The sequence below is a fragment of the Bradyrhizobium sp. AZCC 1678 genome, assembly GCF_036924765.1.
Lineage (GTDB): Bacteria > Pseudomonadota > Alphaproteobacteria > Rhizobiales > Xanthobacteraceae > Bradyrhizobium > Bradyrhizobium algeriense.
Genome location: NZ_JAZHSE010000001.1, coordinates 407,036 through 429,155, shown reverse-complemented (window position 1 = coordinate 429,155; position 22,120 = coordinate 407,036). Strand labels below are relative to the sequence as shown.

At 62.8% G+C, this 22,120-nt stretch carries 18 protein-coding genes and 1 pseudogene; 11 read left to right on the top strand and 8 right to left on the bottom strand.

Annotation, left to right across the window (positions count from 1 at the left end; translation table 11 throughout):
• The first annotated feature begins 174 nt into the window (after positions 1-174).
• The 4 genes and pseudogenes from V1294_RS02095 (at position 175) to V1294_RS02080 (ending at position 4,320) form a co-directional block, all read left to right on the top strand.
• Positions 175-969, top strand: coding sequence for an ABC transporter ATP-binding protein (locus tag V1294_RS02095; protein WP_334494865.1), 795 nt, complete (start codon positions 175-177; stop codon positions 967-969).
• Complete coding sequence (locus tag V1294_RS02090; protein WP_334494863.1) at positions 966-1,796, top strand: ABC transporter permease; 831 nt, start codon at positions 966-968, stop codon at positions 1,794-1,796. Before V1294_RS02095 ends, V1294_RS02090 begins: the two co-directional genes overlap by 4 nt.
• A gap of 127 nt (positions 1,797-1,923) precedes the next feature.
• Positions 1,924-3,273: a polyhydroxyalkanoate depolymerase gene (locus tag V1294_RS02085; protein WP_334487191.1), complete on the top strand. Its 1,350-nt coding sequence runs from the start codon at positions 1,924-1,926 to the stop codon at positions 3,271-3,273.
• 196 nt (positions 3,274-3,469) lie between these two features.
• Positions 3,470-4,320 (top strand): annotated as a pseudogene (locus V1294_RS02080) (M48 family metallopeptidase).
• A gap of 152 nt (positions 4,321-4,472) precedes the next feature.
• Here the strand turns inward: V1294_RS02080 and V1294_RS02075 are convergent.
• Complete coding sequence (locus V1294_RS02075) at positions 4,473-6,695, bottom strand: penicillin-binding protein 1A (protein WP_334494861.1); 2,223 nt, start codon at positions 6,693-6,695, stop codon at positions 4,473-4,475.
• Between the two features lie 146 nt (positions 6,696-6,841).
• Between V1294_RS02075 and V1294_RS02070 the strand changes: the two genes are divergently transcribed.
• A complete protein-coding gene (locus tag V1294_RS02070) occupies positions 6,842-7,267 on the top strand; it encodes a DUF1330 domain-containing protein (protein ID WP_334494858.1) in 426 nt (141 codons plus the stop codon).
• Positions 7,268-7,342: 75 nt separating this feature from the next.
• On the opposite strand, the gene V1294_RS02065 is transcribed toward V1294_RS02070, so the two are convergent.
• The 3 genes from V1294_RS02065 to V1294_RS02055 all read right to left on the bottom strand — a co-directional run bounded on the left by V1294_RS02065 (position 7,343) and on the right by V1294_RS02055 (position 10,571).
• Positions 7,343-8,569: an ABC transporter substrate-binding protein gene (locus tag V1294_RS02065; protein WP_334494856.1), complete on the bottom strand. Its 1,227-nt coding sequence runs from the start codon at positions 8,567-8,569 to the stop codon at positions 7,343-7,345.
• 282 nt (positions 8,570-8,851) lie between these two features.
• Positions 8,852-10,078, bottom strand: coding sequence for an ABC transporter substrate-binding protein (locus V1294_RS02060; RefSeq protein ID WP_334494854.1), 1,227 nt, complete (start codon positions 10,076-10,078; stop codon positions 8,852-8,854).
• Between the two features lie 130 nt (positions 10,079-10,208).
• Entirely contained in the window at positions 10,209-10,571 is a 363-nt protein-coding gene (locus tag V1294_RS02055) for a DUF1304 domain-containing protein (RefSeq protein WP_334494853.1), read from the bottom strand.
• 129 nt (positions 10,572-10,700) lie between these two features.
• On the opposite strand from V1294_RS02055, the gene V1294_RS02050 reads away from it, so the two are divergent.
• Positions 10,701-11,270, top strand: coding sequence for a methylated-DNA--[protein]-cysteine S-methyltransferase (locus V1294_RS02050; RefSeq protein ID WP_442895310.1), 570 nt, complete (start codon positions 10,701-10,703; stop codon positions 11,268-11,270).
• A 285-nt stretch (positions 11,271-11,555) separates the two neighbouring features.
• On the opposite strand, the gene V1294_RS02045 is transcribed toward V1294_RS02050, so the two are convergent.
• The 4 genes from V1294_RS02045 to V1294_RS02030 all read right to left on the bottom strand — a co-directional run bounded on the left by V1294_RS02045 (position 11,556) and on the right by V1294_RS02030 (position 15,011).
• Positions 11,556-11,741, bottom strand: a complete 186-nt coding sequence (locus V1294_RS02045) for a hypothetical protein (RefSeq protein ID WP_334494850.1) — start codon at positions 11,739-11,741, stop codon at positions 11,556-11,558.
• A gap of 357 nt (positions 11,742-12,098) precedes the next feature.
• Entirely contained in the window at positions 12,099-12,488 is a 390-nt protein-coding gene (locus tag V1294_RS02040; RefSeq protein ID WP_334494849.1) for a response regulator transcription factor, read from the bottom strand.
• 94 nt (positions 12,489-12,582) lie between these two features.
• Positions 12,583-13,254 carry a response regulator transcription factor gene (locus V1294_RS02035; RefSeq protein WP_334487172.1) on the bottom strand — a complete coding sequence of 224 codons (672 nt, stop codon included), beginning with the start codon at positions 13,252-13,254 and terminating at the stop codon, positions 12,583-12,585.
• Complete coding sequence (locus V1294_RS02030; RefSeq protein WP_334494848.1) at positions 13,251-15,011, bottom strand: PAS domain-containing sensor histidine kinase; 1,761 nt, start codon at positions 15,009-15,011, stop codon at positions 13,251-13,253. Before V1294_RS02030 ends, V1294_RS02035 begins: the two co-directional genes overlap by 4 nt.
• Before the next feature lie 457 nt (positions 15,012-15,468).
• Between V1294_RS02030 and V1294_RS02025 the strand changes: the two genes are divergently transcribed.
• The 5 genes from V1294_RS02025 to V1294_RS02005 all read left to right on the top strand — a co-directional run bounded on the left by V1294_RS02025 (position 15,469) and on the right by V1294_RS02005 (position 21,998).
• Positions 15,469-15,738 carry a hypothetical protein gene (locus V1294_RS02025; protein ID WP_334494846.1) on the top strand — a complete coding sequence of 90 codons (270 nt, stop codon included), beginning with the start codon at positions 15,469-15,471 and terminating at the stop codon, positions 15,736-15,738.
• A gap of 342 nt (positions 15,739-16,080) precedes the next feature.
• The gene (locus V1294_RS02020) at positions 16,081-16,530 is read left to right on the top strand and encodes a BlaI/MecI/CopY family transcriptional regulator (RefSeq protein ID WP_334487162.1); all 450 of its coding nucleotides are present in this window, start codon (positions 16,081-16,083) and stop codon (positions 16,528-16,530) included.
• Positions 16,530-19,073, top strand: a complete 2,544-nt coding sequence (locus V1294_RS02015) for a M56 family metallopeptidase (protein ID WP_334494844.1) — start codon at positions 16,530-16,532, stop codon at positions 19,071-19,073. Before V1294_RS02020 ends, V1294_RS02015 begins: the two co-directional genes overlap by 1 nt.
• Positions 19,074-19,265: 192 nt before the next feature.
• Positions 19,266-20,720, top strand: a complete 1,455-nt coding sequence (locus V1294_RS02010; protein ID WP_334494842.1) for a DUF1800 domain-containing protein — start codon at positions 19,266-19,268, stop codon at positions 20,718-20,720.
• Positions 20,721-20,723: 3 nt separating this feature from the next.
• Positions 20,724-21,998: a DUF1501 domain-containing protein gene (locus V1294_RS02005; RefSeq protein ID WP_334494840.1), complete on the top strand. Its 1,275-nt coding sequence runs from the start codon at positions 20,724-20,726 to the stop codon at positions 21,996-21,998.
• Positions 21,999-22,120 lie beyond the last annotated feature (122 nt).

Sequence of the window (22,120 nt, the reverse complement as noted above, 5' to 3'; positions counted from 1 at the left end):
GCATAGCCGTCCGGAAGGACGGCGTCGCTGCCGTTCGCCTATGCCCGGCCATCCACGTCTTTACTTGCCGACAGATCGAAAGGAAGTGGATACCCGGGACAAGCCCGGCCATGACGACCTTGCATGACGAGGTTCTTGCGCTCACCCCCGTGATGGCCCAATGAACGGGCAGTCATGGACAATAGTGAGACAGCGCCAGCAAAGCCTCCCGCGGCCGGGCCGGAAAGCTCCGCCGCGATCGACGTCGCGCATCTCATAAAACTCTACAAGACCACCCGCGCAGTGGATGACGTGTCGTTCCGGATCGCGCGCGGCAGCATCACCGGCCTGCTCGGCGGCAATGGCGCCGGCAAGACCACGACGATCGCCATGATCATGGGACTGGTGCTGCCGACCTCGGGGCGCGTCCAGGTGCTCGGTCATCCGATGCCGGAGGGAAGCGCCGAGGTGCTCGGCCGGATGAATTTCGAGAGCCCCTATGTCGACATGCCGATGCGGCTCACGGTGCGGCAGAACCTCACCATCTTCGGCCGGCTTTACGCGGTGCAGAATCTCGCCGAGCGCATCGAACAGCTTGCGTCCGACCTCGATCTCAAGGAATTTCTTGATCGCGCCAACGGAAAACTCTCGGCCGGCCAGAAGACCCGCGTCGCGCTGGCGAAAGCGCTGATCAACCAGCCCGAGCTGCTGCTGCTCGACGAGCCGACGGCCTCGCTCGATCCCGATACCGCCGACTGGGTGCGGCAGCATCTGGCGAACTACCGCAAGACCCATGACGCCACCATCCTGCTGGCGTCGCACAACATGCTGGAAGTGGAGCGGCTGTGCGACCGCGTCATCATCATGAAGCGCGGCCGCATCGAGGATGACGACAGCCCCGACCAGATCATGGCGCGCTACAACCGCACCACGCTGGAAGACGTATTCCTCGACGTCGCGCGCGGCCGGGTGCGGGAGGAGACGCCATGAGCGAGGTCGCCCGCGAGACCGCCGCCCATTACGCCATTTCCTGGCATCGCATCCAGGCGATGGTGCTGCGCTACTGGTATCTCCTGATGTCGTCCTGGCCGCGGCTGTTGGAGCTGATCTACTGGCCGGCGCTGCAGATCATCACCTGGGGCTTTCTGCAGAGCTACATTTCGCAGAACGACGGCTTCTTTGCGCGTGCCGGCGGCACGCTGATCGGGGCGGTGATCCTGTGGGACATCCTGTTTCGTGGCCAGCTCGGCTTCTCGATCTCGTTCCTCGAGGAGATGTGGGCGCGCAACCTCGGCAACCTGATGATGAGCCCGCTGAAGCCGATCGAATTCCTGATCTCGCTGATGATCATGAGCCTGATCCGGCTCGCGATCGGCGTCATCCCGATGACGCTGCTGGCGCTGTTCTTCTTCGATTTCAACTTCTTCGCGATCGGGTTGCCGCTGATCGCGTTCTTCTGCAACCTGATCTTCACGAGCTGGTCGGTCGGAATTTTCGTATCCGGCCTGGTGCTGCGCAACGGCCTCGGCGCCGAGAGCATCGTCTGGACCTTGATGTTCGGCCTGATGCCGCTCGCCTGCATCTATTACCCGGTCGCGGTGCTGCCCGGCTGGCTGCAATATATCGCCTGGACGCTGCCGCCGACCTATGTGTTCGAGGGCATGCGCGCACTCTTAATCGATCACGTCTTCAGGGCCGACCTGATGGTCTGGTCGCTTGTCATCAACGTGGTGCTGTTCGTTGCCTCCTTTGCGATCTTCCTTGCCCTTTTGCGCAGCGCTAAACATCACGGATCTTTGCTCGGGGGTGGCGAATAAGTCACAGTTTCCCGTGGTTTTCCGGGGTTTTGCGTCCCTTATACATCTGGATAGGCGCGTTCGGTGCATTGACGCATTATTACGCATTCTGCACTATGCTGCGGCGCAAACAGAGGTCAGAAATAAAATGCCGATTGGTGAGTTTGGCGGCGCACCGCCCCTGGTGGCCGAAGGCAGTCCGGCGCTCACGACGCCGATGTACTGGATGTACGAGATGGGTCACGCGTCGCTCAACCCGGCACGCGCCGTGACCGATGCCACCAAAATCCTGTTTCAAAACCCGCTGAATCCCTGGTCGCACACCGAATTCGGCAAATCGATCGCCGCGGCCTGCGAATTGTTCGAGCGCACCACGCGCCGCTACGGCAAGCCCGAATGGGGTCTCGACACCACCGAAGTCAACGGCGTCCGCACGCCGGTCGAAGTCCGCTCGATCTGGGAAAAGCCGTTCTGCCGTCTGCTGCATTTCGATCGCAAGCTGACCCGGCCGCTGCGCAGCCCGCATCCGCGCGTGCTGATCGTGGCGCCGATGTCCGGCCATTACGCGACGCTGCTGCGCGGCACGGTCGAGGCGTTCCTGCCGACGCATGAAGTCTACATCACCGACTGGTCCGACGCGCGGATGGTTCCTCTCACCGAGGGCCGCTTCGATCTCGATGACTATGTCGATTACGTCATCGAGATGCTGCACGTGCTCGGCGGCAACATGCATGTAATCGCGGTGTGCCAGCCTTCGGTGCCGGTGGTGGCGGCGGTCTCCGTGATGGAAGCCGCGCGCGATCCCTTCGTGCCGCTGTCGATGACGCTGATGGGCGGCCCGATCGATACCCGCCGCAATCCCACGTCAGTGAACAACCTCGCGGCCGAGCGCGGCATCGAATGGTTCCGCAACCATGTCATCACCAAGGTGCCGTTCCCGCATCCCGGCGTGATGCGCGACGTCTATCCGGGCTTTTTGCAGCTCTCGGGCTTCATCACCATGAATCTCGATCGCCATACCGACGCGCACAAGGCCCTGTTCAACAATCTGGTGAAGGGCGACGGCGACATGGTCGACAAGCACCGCGAATTCTATGACGAGTATCTCGCGGTGATGGATCTGACGGCGGAGTATTACCTGCAGACCGTCGATGTCGTATTCGTCAAGCACGCGCTGCCCAAGGGCGAGATGACCCATCGCGGCAAGCCGGTCGATCCGTCGCAGATCCGCCGCGTGGCGCTGATGACGGTGGAAGGCGAGAAAGACGACATCTCCGGGCTCGGTCAGACCGAAGCGACGCACGCATTGTGCCCGCATATTCCCGATCATCGACGTGTGCATTACGTGCAGAAGGGTGTCGGCCATTACGGCGTGTTCAACGGATCGCGATTCCGTTCCGAAATCGTGCCGCGCATCTCCGATTTCATGATGTCGGCGGCCAATACCAAGATTTCAGCGGCTACTACCAAGCCAACATTGGTCCGTGCAGCCGAATAGTGCCCGGGCGGCATCGATTCCGGGTCGCCTATAAGTTGCTGAGAAGATTCAAACATTCCGGATTCCGGTCGAATCAAGCGGTGAGTTCAGACTCATTCCTTGAGGCCGTTTTTGACCCCCGGTTCCAGCCGAAATTTTGGGTTCCAGCCCCATTCCCTAGAGGCCATTTGCCGCCAAGCCCCTGTATATTGGGCAAATGATTTGTTTTTGCGCCGAGCAATTTAGATGCGATTTCCCTGGCGGCGGATATGGCAGAATCCGGGCGAACTCCTACTCCCCGGACTCCAAGACATGGCTACTCGCGCCCTCCTTTATCGGCGGCCCGCCGAACCCGCGACTCTTTTGGTCAAGCACGGCTCGCAAGTCTTTGCGATCAGGCTGCGCCGGCACCGCCGCGCGCGGCGATACACCTTGCGCATTCATCCAACGGATCGCGAAGCCATCCTGACGATGCCGCCGCGCGGCACGATCATGGAAGCCAAGGATTTTGCGCAGCTTCACGGCGGCTGGATCGCCGCCCGTCTCGGCCGTCTGCCGAAGGCCGCACCGTTTCAGGCCGGCACTGTCATACCGTTGCGCGGTGTGCCGCACCGGATCGTGCATCGCGCGGGCGAGCGCGGCACGGTGTGGACTGAAACCCGCGACAGCGGCGAGAAGATTTTGTGTGTGGCCGGCGATTTCGAACACATGGACCGGCGCGTCCACGATTTTCTCAAGCGCGAAGCGCGCAAGGATCTGCACAAGGCATCGCTCGCCTACGCCGCGGATCTCGGTGTGCGGGTCAGGCGGGTGTCGATCCGCGACCAGTCGAGCCGCTGGGGTTCATGCACCTCGGCCGGATCGCTGTCGTATTCCTGGCGATTGATCCTCGCGCCGCCTTATGTGCTGGACTATCTCGCCGCCCATGAAGTCGCCCATCTCGTCGAGATGAACCACTCGCCCAGGTTCTGGCGCGTCGTGGATCGTATTTGCGACCATGTCGAACGCGCCAAGCGCTGGCTCGACACCTACGGCAACGATTTGCATCGCTACGGGGTCGAGGATTAGTTCTGTCGTCGCCGCATATCGCGGTGTCGTCACCCGCGAAGGCGGGTGACCCAGTATTCCAGAGACGTCAGCGATAAACCGAGAGGCCGCGGCGTACTGGATACCCCGCTTTCGCGGGGTATGACGGCTTGTGGTGGTCGCGAGATTACCGCCTACCTCCCAAACAGCCGGTCCACCAGCCAGCCATCCAGTCCCGCCGCGGCTTCCGGCCGCGCCGACGGATTCGGCGATGGCGCCGAGGTTCGTGCCGGTGGCGGCCGATATCCGCCGCCCTGTGGGACCGGCGCCGGCTGCGGCGCGGCGCTGACCTGCGACGCGGTCTGGAACAGGTTCGACATGAAGCCGCCGCGCTGCGCGTTCGGCAGGCTCGCCACCGGAACGCCCTGATGCGCCGTGCGCATGAAGCGGGTCCACACTTCCACCGGCAGGCCGCCGCCGGTGGCCTTCCTGGTCGGCGAGTTATCGTCATTGCCGAGCCAGACGCCGGTGACGAGGTTCGCCGTGTAGCCGATAAACCAGGCGTCGCGGAAATCCTGGCTGGTGCCGGTCTTGCCGGCGGCCATCCAGCCCGGAATCTCCGCCTTGCGCGCCGTGCCGGACAGCAGGGTTTCCAGCATCATCGTGTTCATCATCGCGGCATGGCGCGGCTCGATCACCTGGCCGGGCCGGTCGGGCTGCCGCACATACAGCACCTTGCCCTCATGGGTACGGATCTTGGTCACGACATGCGGGGAGACGCCGAGCCCGCCATTGGCAAAGGGTGCATAGGCGCCGACCAGTTCGATGACCGAGACTTCCGAGGTACCGAGCGCGATCGAAGGATTGGCCTCGAGCTTCGATGAAATCCCCAGCCGGTGCGCGGTCCGCACCACGTTCTTTGGCCCGACCTCGAGGCCGAGCCGCACCGCGACCGTGTTGAGCGACATCGCCAGCGCCTGTGTCAGCGTCACCGAGCCGAAATATTCATGGGTGTAGTTCTCAGGTTTCCAGCCCTTGAGATCGAGCGGCGCGTCCTGGCGGATCGTTTCCGGCGTCAGGCCGCCTTCGATCGCCGTCAGATAGATGAACGGCTTGAACGCCGAGCCGGGCTGGCGTTTGGCCGTCACCGCGCGGTTGTACTGGCTGTCGGCATAGTTCCGCCCGCCGACCATGGCGCGCACCGCGCCTTCGGGCGTCATCGCCACCAGCGCGCCCTGCGTGACGTTGAATTTCACGCTCTTTGCGGCGAGCTCGTCGATGATTGCGGCTTCCGCGACGCTCTGCAGTTTCGGATCGATCGTGGTCTCGACCACGATGCTCTGGTCGATCTGGCCGACGAGATCGTCGAGCACCTCGCCGATCCAGTCGGCGACGTAATTGACCGTGCCGGCGCCGGCCGGCTTCACCTTGTAGGAGGGATGTCCGATCGAGGCCTTGGCCTGGGCGGCGCTGATGAATTTGCCCTCCGCCATCGCCGCGAGCACGATCTGAGCGCGCGCCTCTGCGCCTTCGGGGTTGCGGTTCGGCGCCAGCCGCGACGGCGATTTGACGAGGCCCGCCAGCATCGCGGCTTCCGCGACCGTGACGTTCTTGGCGGATTTGCCGAAATAGCGTTGCGAAGCCGCCTCGACGCCATAGGCGCCGGAGCCGAAATAGACGCGGTTGAGGTAGAGCTCGAGAATTTCGTTCTTGGAGTGCTTGCGCTCCAGCCACAGCGCCAGTTCCACCTCCTGGAGCTTGCGCGCCATGGTCCGTTCCTGGGTCAGGAACAGGTTTTTGGCGAGCTGCTGCGTCAGCGTCGAACCGCCCTGCGACACGCCGCGATGCAGGATGTTGGCGACCGCCGCGCGCGCGATGCCGATGGGATCGATGCCGTAATGCGAATAGAAGCGGCGATCCTCGATGGCGATGAACGCCTTCGGCAGATAAGGCGGCAGATCCTTCAGCGCGACATTGGTGCCGGCCATTTCGCCGCGCGAGGCCAGCAGGCTGCCGTCGACGCCGACAATCTGAATGGTCGGCGGGCGCTTTGGAATTTCCAGCGACTGGATCGCCGGCAGATGCGCGCCGACCCAGACCACGACGCCGATGATCGCGATCGCGGTCCACAGGCCGAGCACCGCGCCCCAATAGATCAGCCGGCCGAACCTGATCCGGCCGCGTGATTTCGCGCGCCGCTTGGCGCCGCCCTTGGCCGCGCGCGGCTTCCTCTCGCGCGGCGGCGGCTCGTCGTCGTCCTCTTCGTGCTTGCGCTTGGGCACTGGTTTCTTCGGTTTGTCGTCGTCGACGGCGGCGGGGATGCGATCCTCGGGAGAGAGGCGCAGATCGGCGAGCGCTGCAGGAAGCCCAAACAGCGGCTCCTCGCGTCCGCCGCGCTTTTTCCGTCCCCACGCCATGACAAACGCCGTTCACACCCGTCTCACCGCACGCTAGCGGGGGCTGTTTAAGGGACGGTTACGGAAAGGTTAACGCGGGATTAGGAGGTGCGGCGGGGTCCATATTAGGATGGCTGCAAACCACAGCATTCTCAGGGAAAAACCGCATGGGCCACATCGATCCGACGAGGGAAGTATTCGCGCAATTCAGGGCCAATGACCGGCCGGGTCCGGTCCACATGCTCAATCTGGTTCGTTTGCGCGCGCAGGCCGCCTATCCCGACGGCCGCAAGGCGACGGGCGCGGAGGCCTACGCGGCCTATGGGCGCGAAAGCGGCCCGGTATTCGAACGGCTCGGCGGCCGCATCGTCTGGCAGGGCAGGTTCGAACTGATGCTGATCGGACCCGAGGCGGAGCGCTGGGACCACTGCTTCATCGCCGAATATCCAAGCGTCGCGGCGTTCGCCGAGATGATCCGCGATCCCGTCTACCGCGAAGCGGTCAAGCACCGCCAGGCCGCGGTCGAGGATTCCCGCCTGATCCGGCACGCGGTGCTGCCGGCCGGCAAGACGTTTGGGGAGATACCGGAGTAGGGTTCAAAAAATCGGCGGCCCCGAGGGGCCGCCGATCGCTTCTTTCCGCCGATCGTTCCGATTGGATTGCCGCGACTAACCCGCAGGACCTGCGTCCTCGAGGATCGGGCCGAACAATTCCCAGCGCTCGCCGTTGAACTTCATCAGCTGCAGCTGCTTGTTGACGCGGTAGTCGGTGGGGCTGGTGTTGATCTTCATGCCGGGCAGGCCGAGATCGAGCACGACGTCCTTCAGGTTGGCGGCCTGCTTCATCACGTTCTCACGTGTCAGGTCGTCGCCGCACTGCTTGAGTACCTGCACCAGCAGCTGCGCAGTCGAATAACCGTAGGTGTTGACGGTGTTCATCTTGTCGCCTTCGGGGAAGTACTTCGTCATGAAGTCGAGATACTTCTTCAGGCCGGGATCGTCCTTCCATGTCGGATCGGCCGGATCCTTGCCGTACTGGACGCTGATCACACCCTTCGACGCTTCGAGGCCGGCGGGTTGCAGCGTGGCGCTCACCGGGCTCGCGTTGATGTCGACGATATGGACCGGCTTCCAGCCAAGCTCGTGGATCTTGCGGATCGCCTGAGCGGCCTGCTTCGGCGTCGAGGCGCTGTAGAACAGATCCGCGCCGGCGTCCTTGATCTTCAGCACCTGCGAATCGATGGTGGGATCGGAAACTTCGTAGGAAGCTTCTGCGACGACCATCTTCGATGCCTTGTCGCCAAGGCCCGCCTTCAGCCCGTTGATGTAATCCTTACCGAGATCGTCATTCTGATAAAGAATGCCGATCTTCGCGCTCGGATACTCCTTCAGAATGAACTGGCCGTAGATTTTGCCCTCGACGAAATAGTTGGGGTTGTAGCCCATGGTCCAGGGGAAGTTCTTGGGATCGGTGAACTTCGAGGCGCCGGTGGCGGCGAACAGCTGCGGCACCTTCTTGGTGTTGAGATACTTCTGCACGGCGGCGTTGGCCGCTGTGCCGATGACCTGGAAGGTCAGGAGGACCTCGTCGCCTTCCACCAGCTTGCGGATCTGCTCGACTGTCTTCGGCGGCGAATAGGCGTCATCATACTGGATCAGGTTGACCTTTCGGCCGTTGATGCCGCCCTGATCGTTGATCATCTTCATGTAAGCTGCCTGCGTCTTGCCGATATTGGCATAGACGGAATAGGCGCCGGAGAACGGCACGGTCTGGCCGATCTTGATCTCGGTATCGGTCGCGCCGGTATCGTATTTTTTCTGGGCGTGGGCCGACGAGACCGACAGCGCAACCGCAAGCGCCGTGCCGGTGACCAGATGGAAAATACTCTTCCTCATAATGCTGCGTTCCTCATGTGTTCATGCTTGAGCCGATGATCTTGCCGCGGGCTGGATTTGGCTGGCGGCGTCATCGCTGCCACAATAGTGGCGGAAGCCATATTGCAATGCAAGGTATCCAACAGCCGGGTTTCGGGTATCAGGTTCCGCTTGCTCAAAAAGAGCCCATACCTGGTGTCAGCCGCAAAATGATGCAGGTGCGCGGGCAGGGACATTACGGGGTCAAAACAAAAGCCGCCGGCATCATGGCCGACGGCTTCTGTCTTGAATCGGGGCGGGGCGCTAGCCGGTCGGTCCGGTATCCTCGATGATCGGGCCGAACAGCTCCCAGCGTTCGCCGTTGAACTTCATCATCTGCATCTGCTTGTTGATGCGGTAGTCGGTCGGCGAGGTGTTGGTGACCATGCCCGGCAGCGACAGGCTGCCGGTGACGTTCTTCAGGCTGGTGGCCTGCCGCATGATATTCTCGCGCGTGAGATCGTCGCCGCATTGCTGCAGGATCTTCACCAGCAATTCCGCGGTCGCATAGCCGTAGACGTTGACGGTGTTGAGCTTGTCGCCCTCGGGATAATATTTGTCCATGAAGGCGAAATAGGCCTTCATGCCGGGATCGTCTTTCCATGTCGGATCGAGCGGATCCTTGCCGTAGTTGGTGGAGATGATGTCCTTGGAGATATCGAGGCCTGCGGGCTTGAGCGTGGCGGAGATCGGGCTCGCATTGATGTCGAGGATATGCACCGGCTTCCAGCCGAGGTCGGCGACCTTCTTGATTGCCTGCGCTGCGAATTTTGGCGTCGAGGCATTGTAGAGCAGGTCGGCGCCCGCCGCCTTCAGCTTGACGATCTGCGAGTCGATGGTCGGATCGGTCAACTCATAGGACGTTTCGGCGACGATCATCGACGGGGCCTTGGCGCCGAGGGCGTCCTTCAAGCCGGTGACATAATCACGGCCAAGATCGTCGTTCTGATAGAGAATACCGATCTTGGCGGTTGGATGGTTCTTCAGAATGTATTGGCCGTAGATGCGGCCCTCCGTCTGGTAGTTGGGATTGTATCCCATCGTCCAGGGGAAATTCTTGGGATCGGTGAATTTCGACGCCCCGGTCGCGGCGAGGAGCTGCGGCACCTTCTTGGCGTTGAGATATTTCTGGACGGCGGCGTTCGACGGCGTGCCGATGATCTGGAAGGTCAGCAGAACCTCGTCGCTCTCGATCAGCTTGCGCACCTGCTCGACGGCTTTCGGCGGCGAGTAGGCGTCGTCATACTGGATCAGGTTGATCTTTCGGCCCTTGATGCCGCCCTGTTCGTTGATCATCCGCATATAGGCGGCCTGCGTCTTGCCGATGCCGGCATAAGCGGAGGCCGGGCCCGAGAACGGAACGGTCTGGCCGATCTTGATTTCGGTATCGCTGGCGCCGATATCGTATTTCTTCTGCGCACTTGCAGATGTCGCCGATAGCGCGATCGCAACCGCCGCGCCTGCAAGGAGATGAAGAATGCCACTTCTCATATCGCTGCCTCCGTTGTGTTGACCGATGATCGTGTCCGGTCATCGGTTCGGATGGCCAGCCGTCATCGTTGCCAGGGAGTTTGGCGGAACGGATTTGGCAACGCAAGGCAGTGACGGAAGTGTGAGCCTGTCAAGCCAGCCAGAGCAGAACCAAAGCGAGCGCCGCGGGCGCCGCCTGCACGTAGAGGATTCGGCGGTTGACGGTTGCCGCACCATAGCCGCCGGCCACGATCACGCAGAGCAGAAAGAACGCCTTGATCTGGAAGGCGAAGGCAGGATTGGGATGGAACAGGCCCCAGACGAGGCCTGCAGCCAGGAAGCCGTTATACAGGCCTTGGTTGGCGGCCAGCACCGCGGAGTCCCTTGCCTTCTCGATTCCGTTGCGGAAGATTTTCAGGCCCAGCGGCTTGGTCCAGAGAAACATCTCCAGCACCAGAAAAAACACATGCAGCGCGGCAACCACCGCGACGAGAAAATTGGCGATGAAGATCATGTTGCGGTCCCCCAACCGGCAGCGGAATTCGGGTGGACGCTAGCACGCGGCGGGTGAAAAGTGCGGAACGCCTGCCGATATTTTTCAGGGCAGATATTTTTCAGGGCAGATATTTTTCAGGGAATGCCGATGCCAGAGAGTTTTGACCTCGACCGCCTGCCAACCCCAATCGGGACGGCGCTGCTGGTCACCGATGCGGACGGCCTGCTCCGCGCGCTGGACTGGGAGGATCATGAGCCACGCATGAAGCAGTTGCTGCGGCTGCATTACGGCGCGGTGGAACTGAAGAATGCGCGGGCGCCGCGCGGGCTGCGCGCCGCATTGACCGGCTATTTCAAGGGCGACCTCGACCGCCTTGCATCGATCGAATGGCGCGTCGCCGGCACGCCTTTTCAGCAAAAGGTCTGGAACGCGCTGCCCCGGATTCCCGCAGGCACGACGCTGAGCTATGGCGCGCTCGCCGCGAAGCTCAATATGCCCAAAGCCGTCCGCGCCGTCGGCCACGCCAACGGCTCCAATCCGATCAGCGTCGTCCTGCCCTGTCATCGCCTGATCGGCGCCAACGGGTCGCTGGTGAAGTACGGCGGCGGGCTGGAGCGTAAGCGCTGGCTGTTGCAGCACGAGGGCGCTCGGATCCAAAAAGGGGACGGGTCGATCAAGCGGCTGGGAGGTGTGCTTGAGGACCCGTCACAAGTTTGATCGAGACTTCAGCTAGAGCATGATCCGGAAAAGTGGGTACCGGTTTTCCCTCGCGACAAACGCGGAACGCGTTTGCGCGGAGATCATGCTCAAATCAAAGGGATAGAGCGGGATGACGATTCGAAGAAAAGTCATCACGCTCTAATCGAGGCCTCGCGTGTTTCGCATGTCCCGCACGATATAGACGAACACAAGAATCGTGGGTGCCCAGGCCAGTATCGCGCCCGCCAGCATCGCTTGCACTGTCGTCATGATTGCTCCTTGGGTGTCCGTTCCGTGGCTGGATCAGCTTCTTTCCGCGACCGAGGGCTCAGGGCGGTTGTAGAGCCATTTCCAGTAGGCCTTGTTGCGTTCCACCTGACGCTTGTAGATCTCGCGGCACTTTGCCGAGCAAAACTGTTCGAGGTACCAGCTGCGCCGGACCAGCCCGAAGGGGCGCTTGCATTCCGGATTTCCGCAACAATTGGTCATGACGCGACCTCCGCATTCGTACGCCGTATCCAGCGAATGAAATTCTCGTGACCCTTGTCGAGACAGAAGCGCCCGCAGTAGCGTTCAAACGCGGGATTTCGCAGAGAGATGATTTTCGGGTCTTCACTGTCGCAATGAGAGCAGCGCGGTTCTAAACGCATGGCGACCTCCTCTTAAGGAATTGCCACTTGCCGGATCAAAATGTGATGCTTTGCTGTCGCCTTCGTTCTCTCGAGGAGCGACGATGCGAAGTCTCGCGCCGGCTCCGCCTTTCTTCAACCTGTCTACATGTTTGGCGAGGTCATCCTTGCGTATAGCCGGTCCGCAACACACTAACGCGGCGCCCGCCCTGTTGGGTCATTTGCCCGTTGTCGCGCCCTTTCCTTCCAGGGCGGTATCGAGGCATCCGATCAAGACTTCCCCGTCGAAGGGCTTGGTCAGATAGCAGACCGCCCCGGCCTTCAGAGCGCGCGCGCGATCGCTCTCGACGGCGAAAGCCGTGATGAAAATGAACGGCAGGCTATGTCCCTGGGCGAGCAGGTGGGCCTGCAATTCGAGCCCGCTCATGGCAGGCATTCTGATATCCGTGATCACGCACGATGTGTCACCCAGCTGGGACGATCGCAAGAACTCCTCGGCCGACGCGAACGAATGGACGACGTAGCCAAGCGATCTCACGAGGTTGTGGGTCGCGGCGCGAACGGATCCATCATCGTCGATGATTGAAATTACCGGTGGGTTGGACACAGCGGTCCTTCCTGGAGACGACCAGAGGGCGTCTTTGTGCTGCACAGCCGCGTGATGGGAGAGTGCGTCCGAAATCGGAGTCGGAGAATCATACTTAGGTTTGCGGCCCGCCGGATGCGGGCTTGATCCCGAGCATCTCCGCCATCCTCACCAGGTCAGGCAGCGACTTCGCAGCCATTTTCCGCATGATGTGCCCGCGGTGTATCTTCACGGTGATCTCGGCAATGCCGATTTCGGCGGCGATCTGCTTGTTCATGAGGCCGGTCGTGACCAGAGCCATCACCTCTCGCTCCCGAGGGGTCAGGGTCGCGAAGCGAGCATGCAAGCCTGAGAGGGCCCTGGCTTCATTGCGGCTAACCCGGTCGCGTTCGATTGCCGTGGTTACGGCATCCAGCATGTCCTGGTCGCGGAATGGCTTGGTCAGGAAGTCGACGGCTCCGGCCTTCATCGCCCTGACCGTCATCGGGATATCGCCGTGACCCGTCATGAAGATGATCGGAATGTGGATGTCGGCCTTCGCCAGCTCGGCTTGAAAGTCGAGACCGCTCAACCGGGGTAGCCTGATGTCGAGGATCAGGCAGCTGGCCACGTTCGGAAGCGTGCTCTGCAGAAACTCGTGAGCCGAACCGAACACTTCGACCCGCAAGCCCACCGACCGGAAAAGATTGCTCAGAGCGTCACGCATCGATGCGTCGTCGTCGACAACGAAGACAACTGGTTCTTCGGCACCTGTGAGGTTGTGAGGCGATGCTGGGCGGCCGGTCACGTACCGTCCTCCTGATGCAATGGCAAGGTGAACTGAAACGTCGCGCCGGGACCGGCATTGCCGGAGGCCGATAGCCGTCCTCCGTGTGCAGTGACGATCGAGCGGCAAATCGACAGGCCCATGCCCATGCCGCTGGATTTGGTGGTGAAGAAGGCGTCGAACAACCGATCGGCATTCTCGGCGGCCACTCCGACACCGCAGTCGCTCACCGTGACCAGAACCTGGCTTGTCTCATCCTGTCGTGTCCGGATCACCAGTTGGCGCGGCCGGTCCTTGACCGGCTGCATCGCTTCAATCCCGTTGATGACGAGGTTGAGGATGACTTGCTGCAGCTGGATCCGGTCGGCGAGGACCGGGGGAAGGGCGGGGGCAAGTTCCAACCGCAGCGCCACCCGGTGGGTGAACAGCTCATGCTGCACAAGGCTCATGACCTCGTTGACGACTTCATTGATGTGGAGCGCTTTCCGATCGGTGGTCTTGTTCACGAGCGCGCGGACGCGCTGGATGACCTCGCCCGCCCGATTGCCGTCATTGATAATCGACCGCAGGGTGCCGCGCGCTTCCTTCAGGTTGGCAGGTTCGCGGTCGAGCCAGCGCAGGCATGCGGCGGCATTGGTGACGACGGCGGCGAGCGGCTGGTTCACCTCATGGGCGATCGACGCGGCCATTTCCCCGAGCGCCGTCACTCGCGCGACATGCGCCAGATTCGTCTGCGCTTCATGCAATTCGACCTCGGCTTGCTTGCGGGCGGTGACGTCCGTTACGGCCCCGACAAATTCGACGCCGCCTGATGCGTCCGTGACCGCATGGCCCGTGGCGTGGACATGCTTGACCGCGCCGTCAGGCATCAGCAAACGATATCCATGCTCGAAGTCCTTCCCGTCGCTGGACGCGCAGTCGATGGTCTGTTGCACGCGCGCGCGATCATCCGGGTGAATGCGTTGCATGACCGCGGCGAACTTGATTGAAGGGGCCTTGTCGAATCCAAATATTCTGAAGGTTTCTTCCGACCAGATAATTTCGCCGCTGCCGGCGCCCCAGCCAAAGCTGCCGGTGTGGCTCGCTCGCTGGGCTTCGGCCAGATACATCTCGCTCTGCCGCAGCGCATTCTCAGCCTGCTTGCGCTCGGTGATGTCCTCGCATGCGATCAGCACGATCAGTTGATTATCCAGCCGCCGCACGGCCTTGGCGTTTTCACGAACCCAAAGCGCTGAACCGTCCTTGCGGACCTTGCAGATCTCCCAACTGTGGGTTCGGCCGATATTTTCCAGGCATATGGCAACATTGCTCTGGGCCGCACGTTGCTCTTCGGCAGGAAAGACTTTCAGCACGGATTGCCCGAGCAATTCGCTGACGGAGTAGCCGAGTTGTGCAGCGCCGAATGTGTTGACGGACAGGACGGTGCCGGCCGCGTCGACCATGAAATACATCACCGGGTTGTGCTCGAATACCTCCTTCCATTGCGCTTCGCTATGACGCAGCGCTTCTATCGCGTGTTGTTCGGCCCTCGCGCGGCCGTGGAGCACGGCTTCCATCTGCCTGCGGGTCGTGCCGACCCGGAGCATCATGATCAGGGAGGCGAGAAGCGAGGCGATGAGCAAGACGACGGCGGTCAAATAGGCGGGGGCCGCCGGTGCGGGGCCGAGCACAAGCCAGATGAAAGCCGCCATCGCCAACGCCAGCACCATGCTGCCCAGCAGCCATTGCTCGGCCGAGCGCCAGGATTTCATGGTCTGGTTACGCATCATCGGCAGCATCGCTCGGCCACACGGGGCCCGCTGCGTCGCTAGGTGATCTCTATCATCAGCGGCGACAACGTCGCCCTCCCAACAGGCTGCATGTTAGCAGCTTTTGGACGTCCGGAGGAAATTCCGGAGGACGTAAAAGTCCGGGGCGGTCCTTGCGTGCCCCGATGCGCCTCCCGGGTGTGCGGCATTCCGATCGCCCGCCGCGGCCCGGATAGCGATCGCAAACCTAGGTATGATCCTGCCAACCGAATGTAATGTGTGGATCAACCTCCGTCTAATGGCCTGTTTCGTTTCAATGGTGAAGCTTATCGGGTAACCCGATGGCATAAGAGTTTTTATGAAATTGCCCTGCGGGAAAGGCCTTTGCGCGAGACCTTCAACCGGACGTCTCGTCGAACGCAAACATCTCGTTGCAGTTGTCAAACCCGTAACCCAGCGCTCGTCGACCGCAAATTTGGGGATTGATATGCCGAAAGCACGCCTGCACTTGATCCTTTGCTCCGATGACATCGGACCCGAAGCACGGCGCCGGAGATCGGACCGCAGCTTCCAGCTATCCGTCATCGACGGAGGCAAGCCGGCCATCGACGCGCCGAGAGAGAAGCTTTCGGAAGCCATGCTTGATCTGTTCGATCTGGGCATCCTGGTTTCCCAGACAAACTATCTGGCCTTCGTTGCAGCGGGCCTGACAGTTCTCGAGCTCCATGGCTGGGCTGATCCCAAACAGACCAACTAGATCGCGCTCAGTGCAAGCTGCTTCAGCAGCGATCACGCAGAGCTACGGCGCACTTGTACGAAACTCGGATACGCGCCGTTTGCGCCGTCAGTCGCGCCGATGGCTCGAACCCGATCGGCGCGGTCTTCACGCTGTCATCGCCTGATCGGCGCCAGTGGTTCACTGCCTCAAACATAGTGGTGTGCTCGCGCGGAAGCGTTGGCTGCTGCAACGCGAGAGCGTGAGCCGCCGGTTGTGGCGCCGTCCGGGCGAGGCGCGGCCCTCGAGGGAACAGAAGTTGCGGATTCCGGCCACGTATGCGACGCTGTGTAGCATTGAGGCCCGAGATCGCAAGGTAGCACCATGGATGACAGCCTGCCCGAACTGGGCGACCTCGAACGCGAGGTCATGCAACTGGTTTGGGCCAATGGTCCTGTCACGGCCGAGGCCGTCCGCGAACGGCTTTCCCGCCCGTTGAAGGAATCGACGGTCCGCACCGTGCTGCGACGACTGGAAGACAAGGGCTACACCACGCACACCGTGGATGGACGGACCTATGTCTATCAGGCCGCCGAGCCGCGCGCGCGGGTTGCGGCGAAAGCCGTCCAGCGCATCGTCGACTGGTTCTGCAACGGCTCCGTCGAAGAGGTCCTGGTCGGCATGGTGGACACCGAGATGCTCGACCAGCGTCAGCTGCGCACGCTGGCCGACCAGGTTGCGAAGGCCAAGACTAAAATCGCGACCACTAAAATCGAGACCAAGACTGAGGCCAAAGCCGATACCAAAACAGAGGCGAAGGGTAGGAGGAGATAATGCTGGCGATTCTGGCGGAGTCGGCGCTGCGCTCCCTGTTGCTCGGGGGCGTCGTGTGGGCCGGCTTGAATCTGTTTCGGGTGCGAAATCCGCACATGCACATGACTTCCTGGGCTATGGCGCTGCTGGCGTCACTGTCGATGCCGCTGCTGATGCATTGGACCACGGTAACCGTCACCGTGGACGCGCTGCCGGTGCCGACGGCCGAACATTTCTGGCCTGCCGGTCCATCGGACAGTCCGTCGCCGGAGCCGCTGCCCGACATGCTCGCGGCTGAGCGGGGCGTGGCCGCCGCTCCCCGCTCGGCGCCTGTGCAGGCCCTGAACTGGCTGGCGCTGGCCACCACCGTTTATGCGCTCGTTGCCGGTCTTCTCTTGTCGAGGCTGGCGGTCGGCCTCTATTTGACCTGGCGGCTGGCGCGCGCCGCCAAGCCGATGCGCGAGCCCTGGACCGCCGACTGGAGCGTGCGCGTGAGCAGCGTGATCGCCGGGCCCGTCACCTTCGGCTCGACAATTCTGCTTCCGCCGCAATGCTTCGATTGGGATGTGCGCAAGCGTCAGGCCGTGCTGGCCCATGAGGGCGCTCACGTCGCCAACCGCGATTTCTATCTGTTGCTGCTCGCCTCGTTCAATCGTTCGGTGTTCTGGTTCAGTCCGTTCGCGTGGTGGCACCTCACAAGGCTGGCCGAACTGGCCGAAATCATCAGCGATGCAACGGCGCTCGAAGTGGTCGAGGACAGGCTGTCCTACGCCGAGATCCTGCTCGACCTGGTGCAGCACGTTCGGCGGGCGCCGGCAGGCATCGAAATGGCAAGGGCGTGCACGGTGCGCAGCCGGGTGGAACACATTCTCGCAGCAACCACGGCTCCTGCAAAGCTGGGCTGGGGCAAACGCATCGGGACCGCAGCCGTCATTCTGCCGGTTGTCATCGTCTCTGCCGGCTCGATCGCCTATCGCGCCGCGCCGGCGGCTTCGGCCGCGCTTGACCATGCGGCAGATGCCGTGACCGCAGCGCGCAAGCCGCAGTCGGTTTCCTTTTATGCGTTGGATCGCGCGTCGATCTTCACCGTTTCGCGGGAGGGCGACGATTTCTTCGGGCAAGTCAGCGGACAGCGAAAACTCCGGCTGGCGGTGCTGGGTGATGGAACCTATTTCTACCCGGCGGCGGCCGGCCCGATCACGTTGGCCGTCAGCCATGAACGGAAGCCATTCGCTCCGGTGCTGAACCAGAATGGCCGCGACATCCGCGCGATCAGGACAGCCGAATTGTCGTGGCAAGGGATCGCGGTCGATGCTGGCCGGCTGGATTCGTATGTTGGCGCGTACCAGTTGGGACCCGGCCGCGTCCTCACCGTCATCCGCGATGGCGAGCGGCTCCATGTGCAGGAGACGGGGCGGACGAAATTCGAAATCGTGGCGCGCGGCGTCGATGCCTTTGACGACGGCCATGACAATCTCGTTATTTTCCTGCGCACCGGCGAGGCCAAGGTGAACCAGGTCCTGCTGCACGAGCCGGTGTCCGGCGCACGTTCGGCGCTGCGAGTCTCGGCCGACAGAGCGAAGGCGATCGAGGAAGGCTTCGCGCGCCGAATTGCTGCGGCGCCGGACCGGTTCAGGGAGCAGACCCCGCTGCCGGGCAGCAAGGAGGCGATCCTGCAGGGGATCGAGGATCTGCAGCGCGGTGCTGCCAACTACGAGCGGATGAGTGAATCGCTGGCGGCCAAGATCCGTCGTCAGTTTTCCGAGCTGCAGTCCACGTTCAAGGCGTTCGGTGCGGTGGAGTCGATTTTCTTTCGCGGCGTGGGCCCTGGCGGTTACGACATTTATGGCGTGAAGTTCGTCAATGGCGTTGCGGAATTCCGCTTGTTGCAAGGGGCGGACGGCAAGGTCGAAGACGTAATCTTCCGGCCTGACGGCAACGACAGACCGGGCGGGGTCCTTGCCTGCTCCGGCGAGCAGGACTTGAGAGCCGTTAGCGAGATCGCACCGATCAGGGTGCTGATCTACAATGGCAGCGGGACAGACATTCAGCTCTTCAGGCTGGACGCAGAAGGAAAACGCGTAGCCTTGGCCACGGTCGGCGAGGAGATGTCTTTCCCGATCATGACCAATGTCGAGAGCCCGTGGGTGATCGCGGACGCTTCCGGGAAATGCCTGGAGATCTTGCTGCCGGGACAGCAGACGCGCGTGCACACCGTCGGCGAGCCCCAGGCAAACGGTCAGCCAGGGCGCGTGGCGCGGCGCACCGTTCCGCTGGCCGGGAGCGAAGCGGCGCTGCGGCAATATATCGAGGCCGTGGGCCGCGGCGAGCCGAACTACGAGCGCATGACGTCCGAAGTCGCGGCGCAGACGCGGCAACAGCTTCCGTTCAACGAGGCCATTCTTTCCCGGCTCGGCGCCTTGCGCGCGATGTCGTTCCGGGGCGTCTCGGGTCTCGATAGCGACATCTACATCGCCCAGTTCGCCAATGGTTCGGCGGAGTGGCGGATCGGCCTGCTCAAGGACGGCACGATCGGACGGATTGCGCTGGGTCCGCAGTATTAGCCGCTTCATCCTTCGAGACGCACGCCGACGCGTGCGCCTCCTCCTCCCCGCGAAACATGTCAGCCAATCATGGTGAGGCCCGCGGCACCACCGCGCGGCCGGGCGACCCCACTCAATCTGTGCTTGCATTATGGTTCCCGAAATGTTACGATTCGTAGCATTACAATACGTCGCATGTTCCGAGGCGTTACCATGAGCCGCTCTGCAAAGGCTGAAGCCGCAATGGCCCTCCATCGGTTCGGGTTGGGGCCGCGTCCGGGATCGATCGCGGCGATCGAGGCCGATCCGCGCGGCGCGCTGATCGCCGAACTCGATCGTCCCGCGATCAGCGAACTCGCTGCCGCCAATCTTCCGTCGAGTGCCAAGGCCTATCGCGCGGTGACCGACGCGTTTGCGAAGCGGCAGGCCAAGGCAATCGTCGCCAAGAAAGAACAGGACGCGGAACGCCAGCAGATGGCGGAAGCGTCCGCAATGATGGAAGGCGCCGCGCAGGGCCAGGGGCAAGGTGCGGGCGAGATGGCGGCAAAGATCGCCGCCGAAGCTGTCCCCGATCCGGGGCGGCAGATCTATCTCGACGAGGCGCGGATTCGTATCGCGGCCGCGCTCGGCGCCGAGATCGGGTTTGTCGAGCGACTGGTCTGGTTCTGGTCCAATCATTTCTGCGTCTCGGCCGACAAGATCCGCAGCATGTCCGGCGCTTATGAGCGCGAGGCCATCCGCCCTCATATGCTTGGCCGCTTCACCGACCTGTTGCTGGCGGCCGAGGGCCATCCGGCGATGTTGTTCTATCTCGACCAGACGGTTTCGATGGGCGCGAACTCGACCGCTGGCCTCAATCGCAGCCGCGGCCTTAACGAGAATCTCGCGCGCGAGATTCTCGAGTTGCATACGCTCGGCGTGCGTAGCGGCTACGCCCAGGATGACGTGATCGGCTTCGCCAACATTCTCACCGGATGGACCCTGGTGCCGCCCGGCGACAATCCCGAGCACGGCGGCGAATTCACCTTCAATCCCCGCCTACACGAGCCCGGCGCGCAGAAGGTGCTGGGAAAATCCTACGAGGACGAAACGGTGGAGCAGGGACGTGCCGCGCTGCGCGATCTCGCCGCCAATCCTGCGACAGCTTCGCATGTGGCGACCAAGCTGGCCCGCTATTTCGTGGCCGATACGCCGCCGCCTGCGCTGGTGGAACGGATCGCGAAGGCGTTCCTCGATACCGGCGGCGATCTCAAGCAGCTCGCCAGGGTGATGGTCTCGTCCGACGAGGCGTGGAGCGAGCCGCCGGCCAAACTTAAGCGGCCCGGCGAGTGGGTGGTCGGCATGGTGCGCGCGACCGGGCTCACGCAGACCGACCCTGTGCGGTACACGGATGGACAGGTCCTGCTCGGCGAACCGTTGTGGCGGCCGCCGTCGCCCAAGGGTTTCCCGGACGACGAAGCATCCTGGATCGACGGCATGGGACGGCGGCTCGACGTCGCCAATTATTTCGCCGAGCGCATCGCAGGCAGGACCGATCCCCAGGACGTCATCGAGACCGTGCTCGGATCGCAGGTGTCGCCGGAGGTGAAACAGGCGGTCGGCCGCGCCGAGAGCCGCCAGCAGGCGCTCGTGCTGTTGTTCATGTCGGCCGAATTCCAGAGGAGGTGAAGCATGACCTTTCGCCACCATCTGCCAAGTCATTTGCCAAGTCATCTGCCAACTCGCCGCGAGGCGCTGATCGGCGCCGGCAGCCTGTTCGCGTGGAGCCAGATGCCGCGGCTTGCGCGCGCCGAGGGCCGCGATCCGCGCATGCTCGTCATCGTGCTCCGGGGCGCGCTCGATGGTCTCGGTGCGGTCGCCCCCGTCGGCGATCCCGACTGGATCGGCCTGCGCGGCGACCGCGCGCTGGTGCTCGACGGCAAGCCGCCGGCGCTGCCGCTCGACAGTTTCTTCGCGCTCAATCCCGCGATGCCTAACCTGCACCGGCTCTACCAGGCGCAGCAAGCAACCATCGTGCACGCGACCGCAACGCCCTATCGCGAGCGCTCGCATTTCGACGGCCAGGACGTTCTCGAAAGCGGCATCGCACGGCCGGGCGCCGTCGACACCGGCTGGCTCAACCGCGCGCTGGCCGAGCTGGCGTCGGACGGCCGGGTCGATCCGCGCGGCAGCCGCGTCCTTGGCGTCGGATCCGTGACCCCGCTGGTGGTCCGTGGCCGCGCGCCGGTGCTGTCATGGGTGCCGCAAAAATTGCTGCCGGCCAACGAAGACACCCAGGCCCGGCTGCTCGATCTCTATAAACATACCGATCCGAAACTGGCCGTCGCGCTCGAGGCAAGGATGCGTCTGTCGGCGCTCGGCGCCACCGGATTATCGGATGCCGCCATGGCCGACGGCGCGGCGCTTTCAGCGCCCGGCATCGCCGGGGTGCGGGCCTATTTTGCCGAGGCCGCCGGCACCGCGGCTCGCTTTCTCGCCAAGCCCGACGGCCCGCGTGTCGGGGCTGTCGGCTTCATCGGCTGGGACACCCACATCAACGAGGGCGCGGCCTCCGGTCAGCTCGCCAATCTACTGGGTGCGCTCGATGGCGCGCTTGCGGCGATCGAGAAGAACATGGGCGACGACTGGCGCGAGACGGTAGTCGCTGTCATCACCGAGTTCGGACGCACCGCGCGCATCAACGGCACCAACGGAACCGATCACGGCACCGGCACCGTGGCGTTTCTCGCCGGCGGCGCCTTGCGGGGCGGGCGCGTGGTCGCCGACTGGCCGGGGCTGAAACAAGCCCAGCTCCATGAGGAACGCGATCTCAAACCCACCACCGATCTGCGCGCCGTGCTCAAGGGCCTGCTCCGCGACCATCTGAGAGTCGACGAGCGTGCGCTCGCAAGCACCGTGTTTCCGGACAGCATCGGCGTCGTGCCGGTTGCAGGTCTGGTTGGTTAGTTGAGGAGGTCTACCCATGACGTCACAGGTCATTATCTTGTCGCTCGCCGTTTCCGGCATCGCCCTGTCTTCCGCAGTCACATGTCGGCCCTATAGCAGCCACTTCGCCGGAATGCAGAAGA

Bases quoted from the DNA above. Each gene is read 5' to 3' on its own strand.
- V1294_RS02095 (WP_334494865.1), top strand. From the start codon at position 175: ATGGACAATAGTGAGACAGCGCCAGCAAAGCCTCCCGCGGCCGGGCCG.
- V1294_RS02090 (WP_334494863.1), top strand. From the start codon at position 966: ATGAGCGAGGTCGCCCGCGAGACCGCCGCCCATTACGCCATTTCCTGG.
- V1294_RS02085 (WP_334487191.1), top strand. From the start codon at position 1,924: ATGCCGATTGGTGAGTTTGGCGGCGCACCGCCCCTGGTGGCCGAAGGC.
- V1294_RS02075 (WP_334494861.1), bottom strand. From the start codon at position 6,695: ATGGCGTGGGGACGGAAAAAGCGCGGCGGACGCGAGGAGCCGCTGTTT.
- V1294_RS02070 (WP_334494858.1), top strand. From the start codon at position 6,842: ATGGGCCACATCGATCCGACGAGGGAAGTATTCGCGCAATTCAGGGCC.
- V1294_RS02065 (WP_334494856.1), bottom strand. From the start codon at position 8,569: ATGAGGAAGAGTATTTTCCATCTGGTCACCGGCACGGCGCTTGCGGTT.
- V1294_RS02060 (WP_334494854.1), bottom strand. From the start codon at position 10,078: ATGAGAAGTGGCATTCTTCATCTCCTTGCAGGCGCGGCGGTTGCGATC.
- V1294_RS02055 (WP_334494853.1), bottom strand. From the start codon at position 10,571: ATGATCTTCATCGCCAATTTTCTCGTCGCGGTGGTTGCCGCGCTGCAT.
- V1294_RS02050 (WP_442895310.1), top strand. From the start codon at position 10,701: ATGCCAGAGAGTTTTGACCTCGACCGCCTGCCAACCCCAATCGGGACG.
- V1294_RS02045 (WP_334494850.1), bottom strand. From the start codon at position 11,741: ATGACCAATTGTTGCGGAAATCCGGAATGCAAGCGCCCCTTCGGGCTG.
- V1294_RS02030 (WP_334494848.1), bottom strand. From the start codon at position 15,011: ATGCTGCCGATGATGCGTAACCAGACCATGAAATCCTGGCGCTCGGCC.
- V1294_RS02025 (WP_334494846.1), top strand. From the start codon at position 15,469: ATGCCGAAAGCACGCCTGCACTTGATCCTTTGCTCCGATGACATCGGA.
- V1294_RS02020 (WP_334487162.1), top strand. From the start codon at position 16,081: ATGGATGACAGCCTGCCCGAACTGGGCGACCTCGAACGCGAGGTCATG.
- V1294_RS02015 (WP_334494844.1), top strand. From the start codon at position 16,530: ATGCTGGCGATTCTGGCGGAGTCGGCGCTGCGCTCCCTGTTGCTCGGG.
- V1294_RS02010 (WP_334494842.1), top strand. From the start codon at position 19,266: ATGAGCCGCTCTGCAAAGGCTGAAGCCGCAATGGCCCTCCATCGGTTC.
- V1294_RS02005 (WP_334494840.1), top strand. From the start codon at position 20,724: ATGACCTTTCGCCACCATCTGCCAAGTCATTTGCCAAGTCATCTGCCA.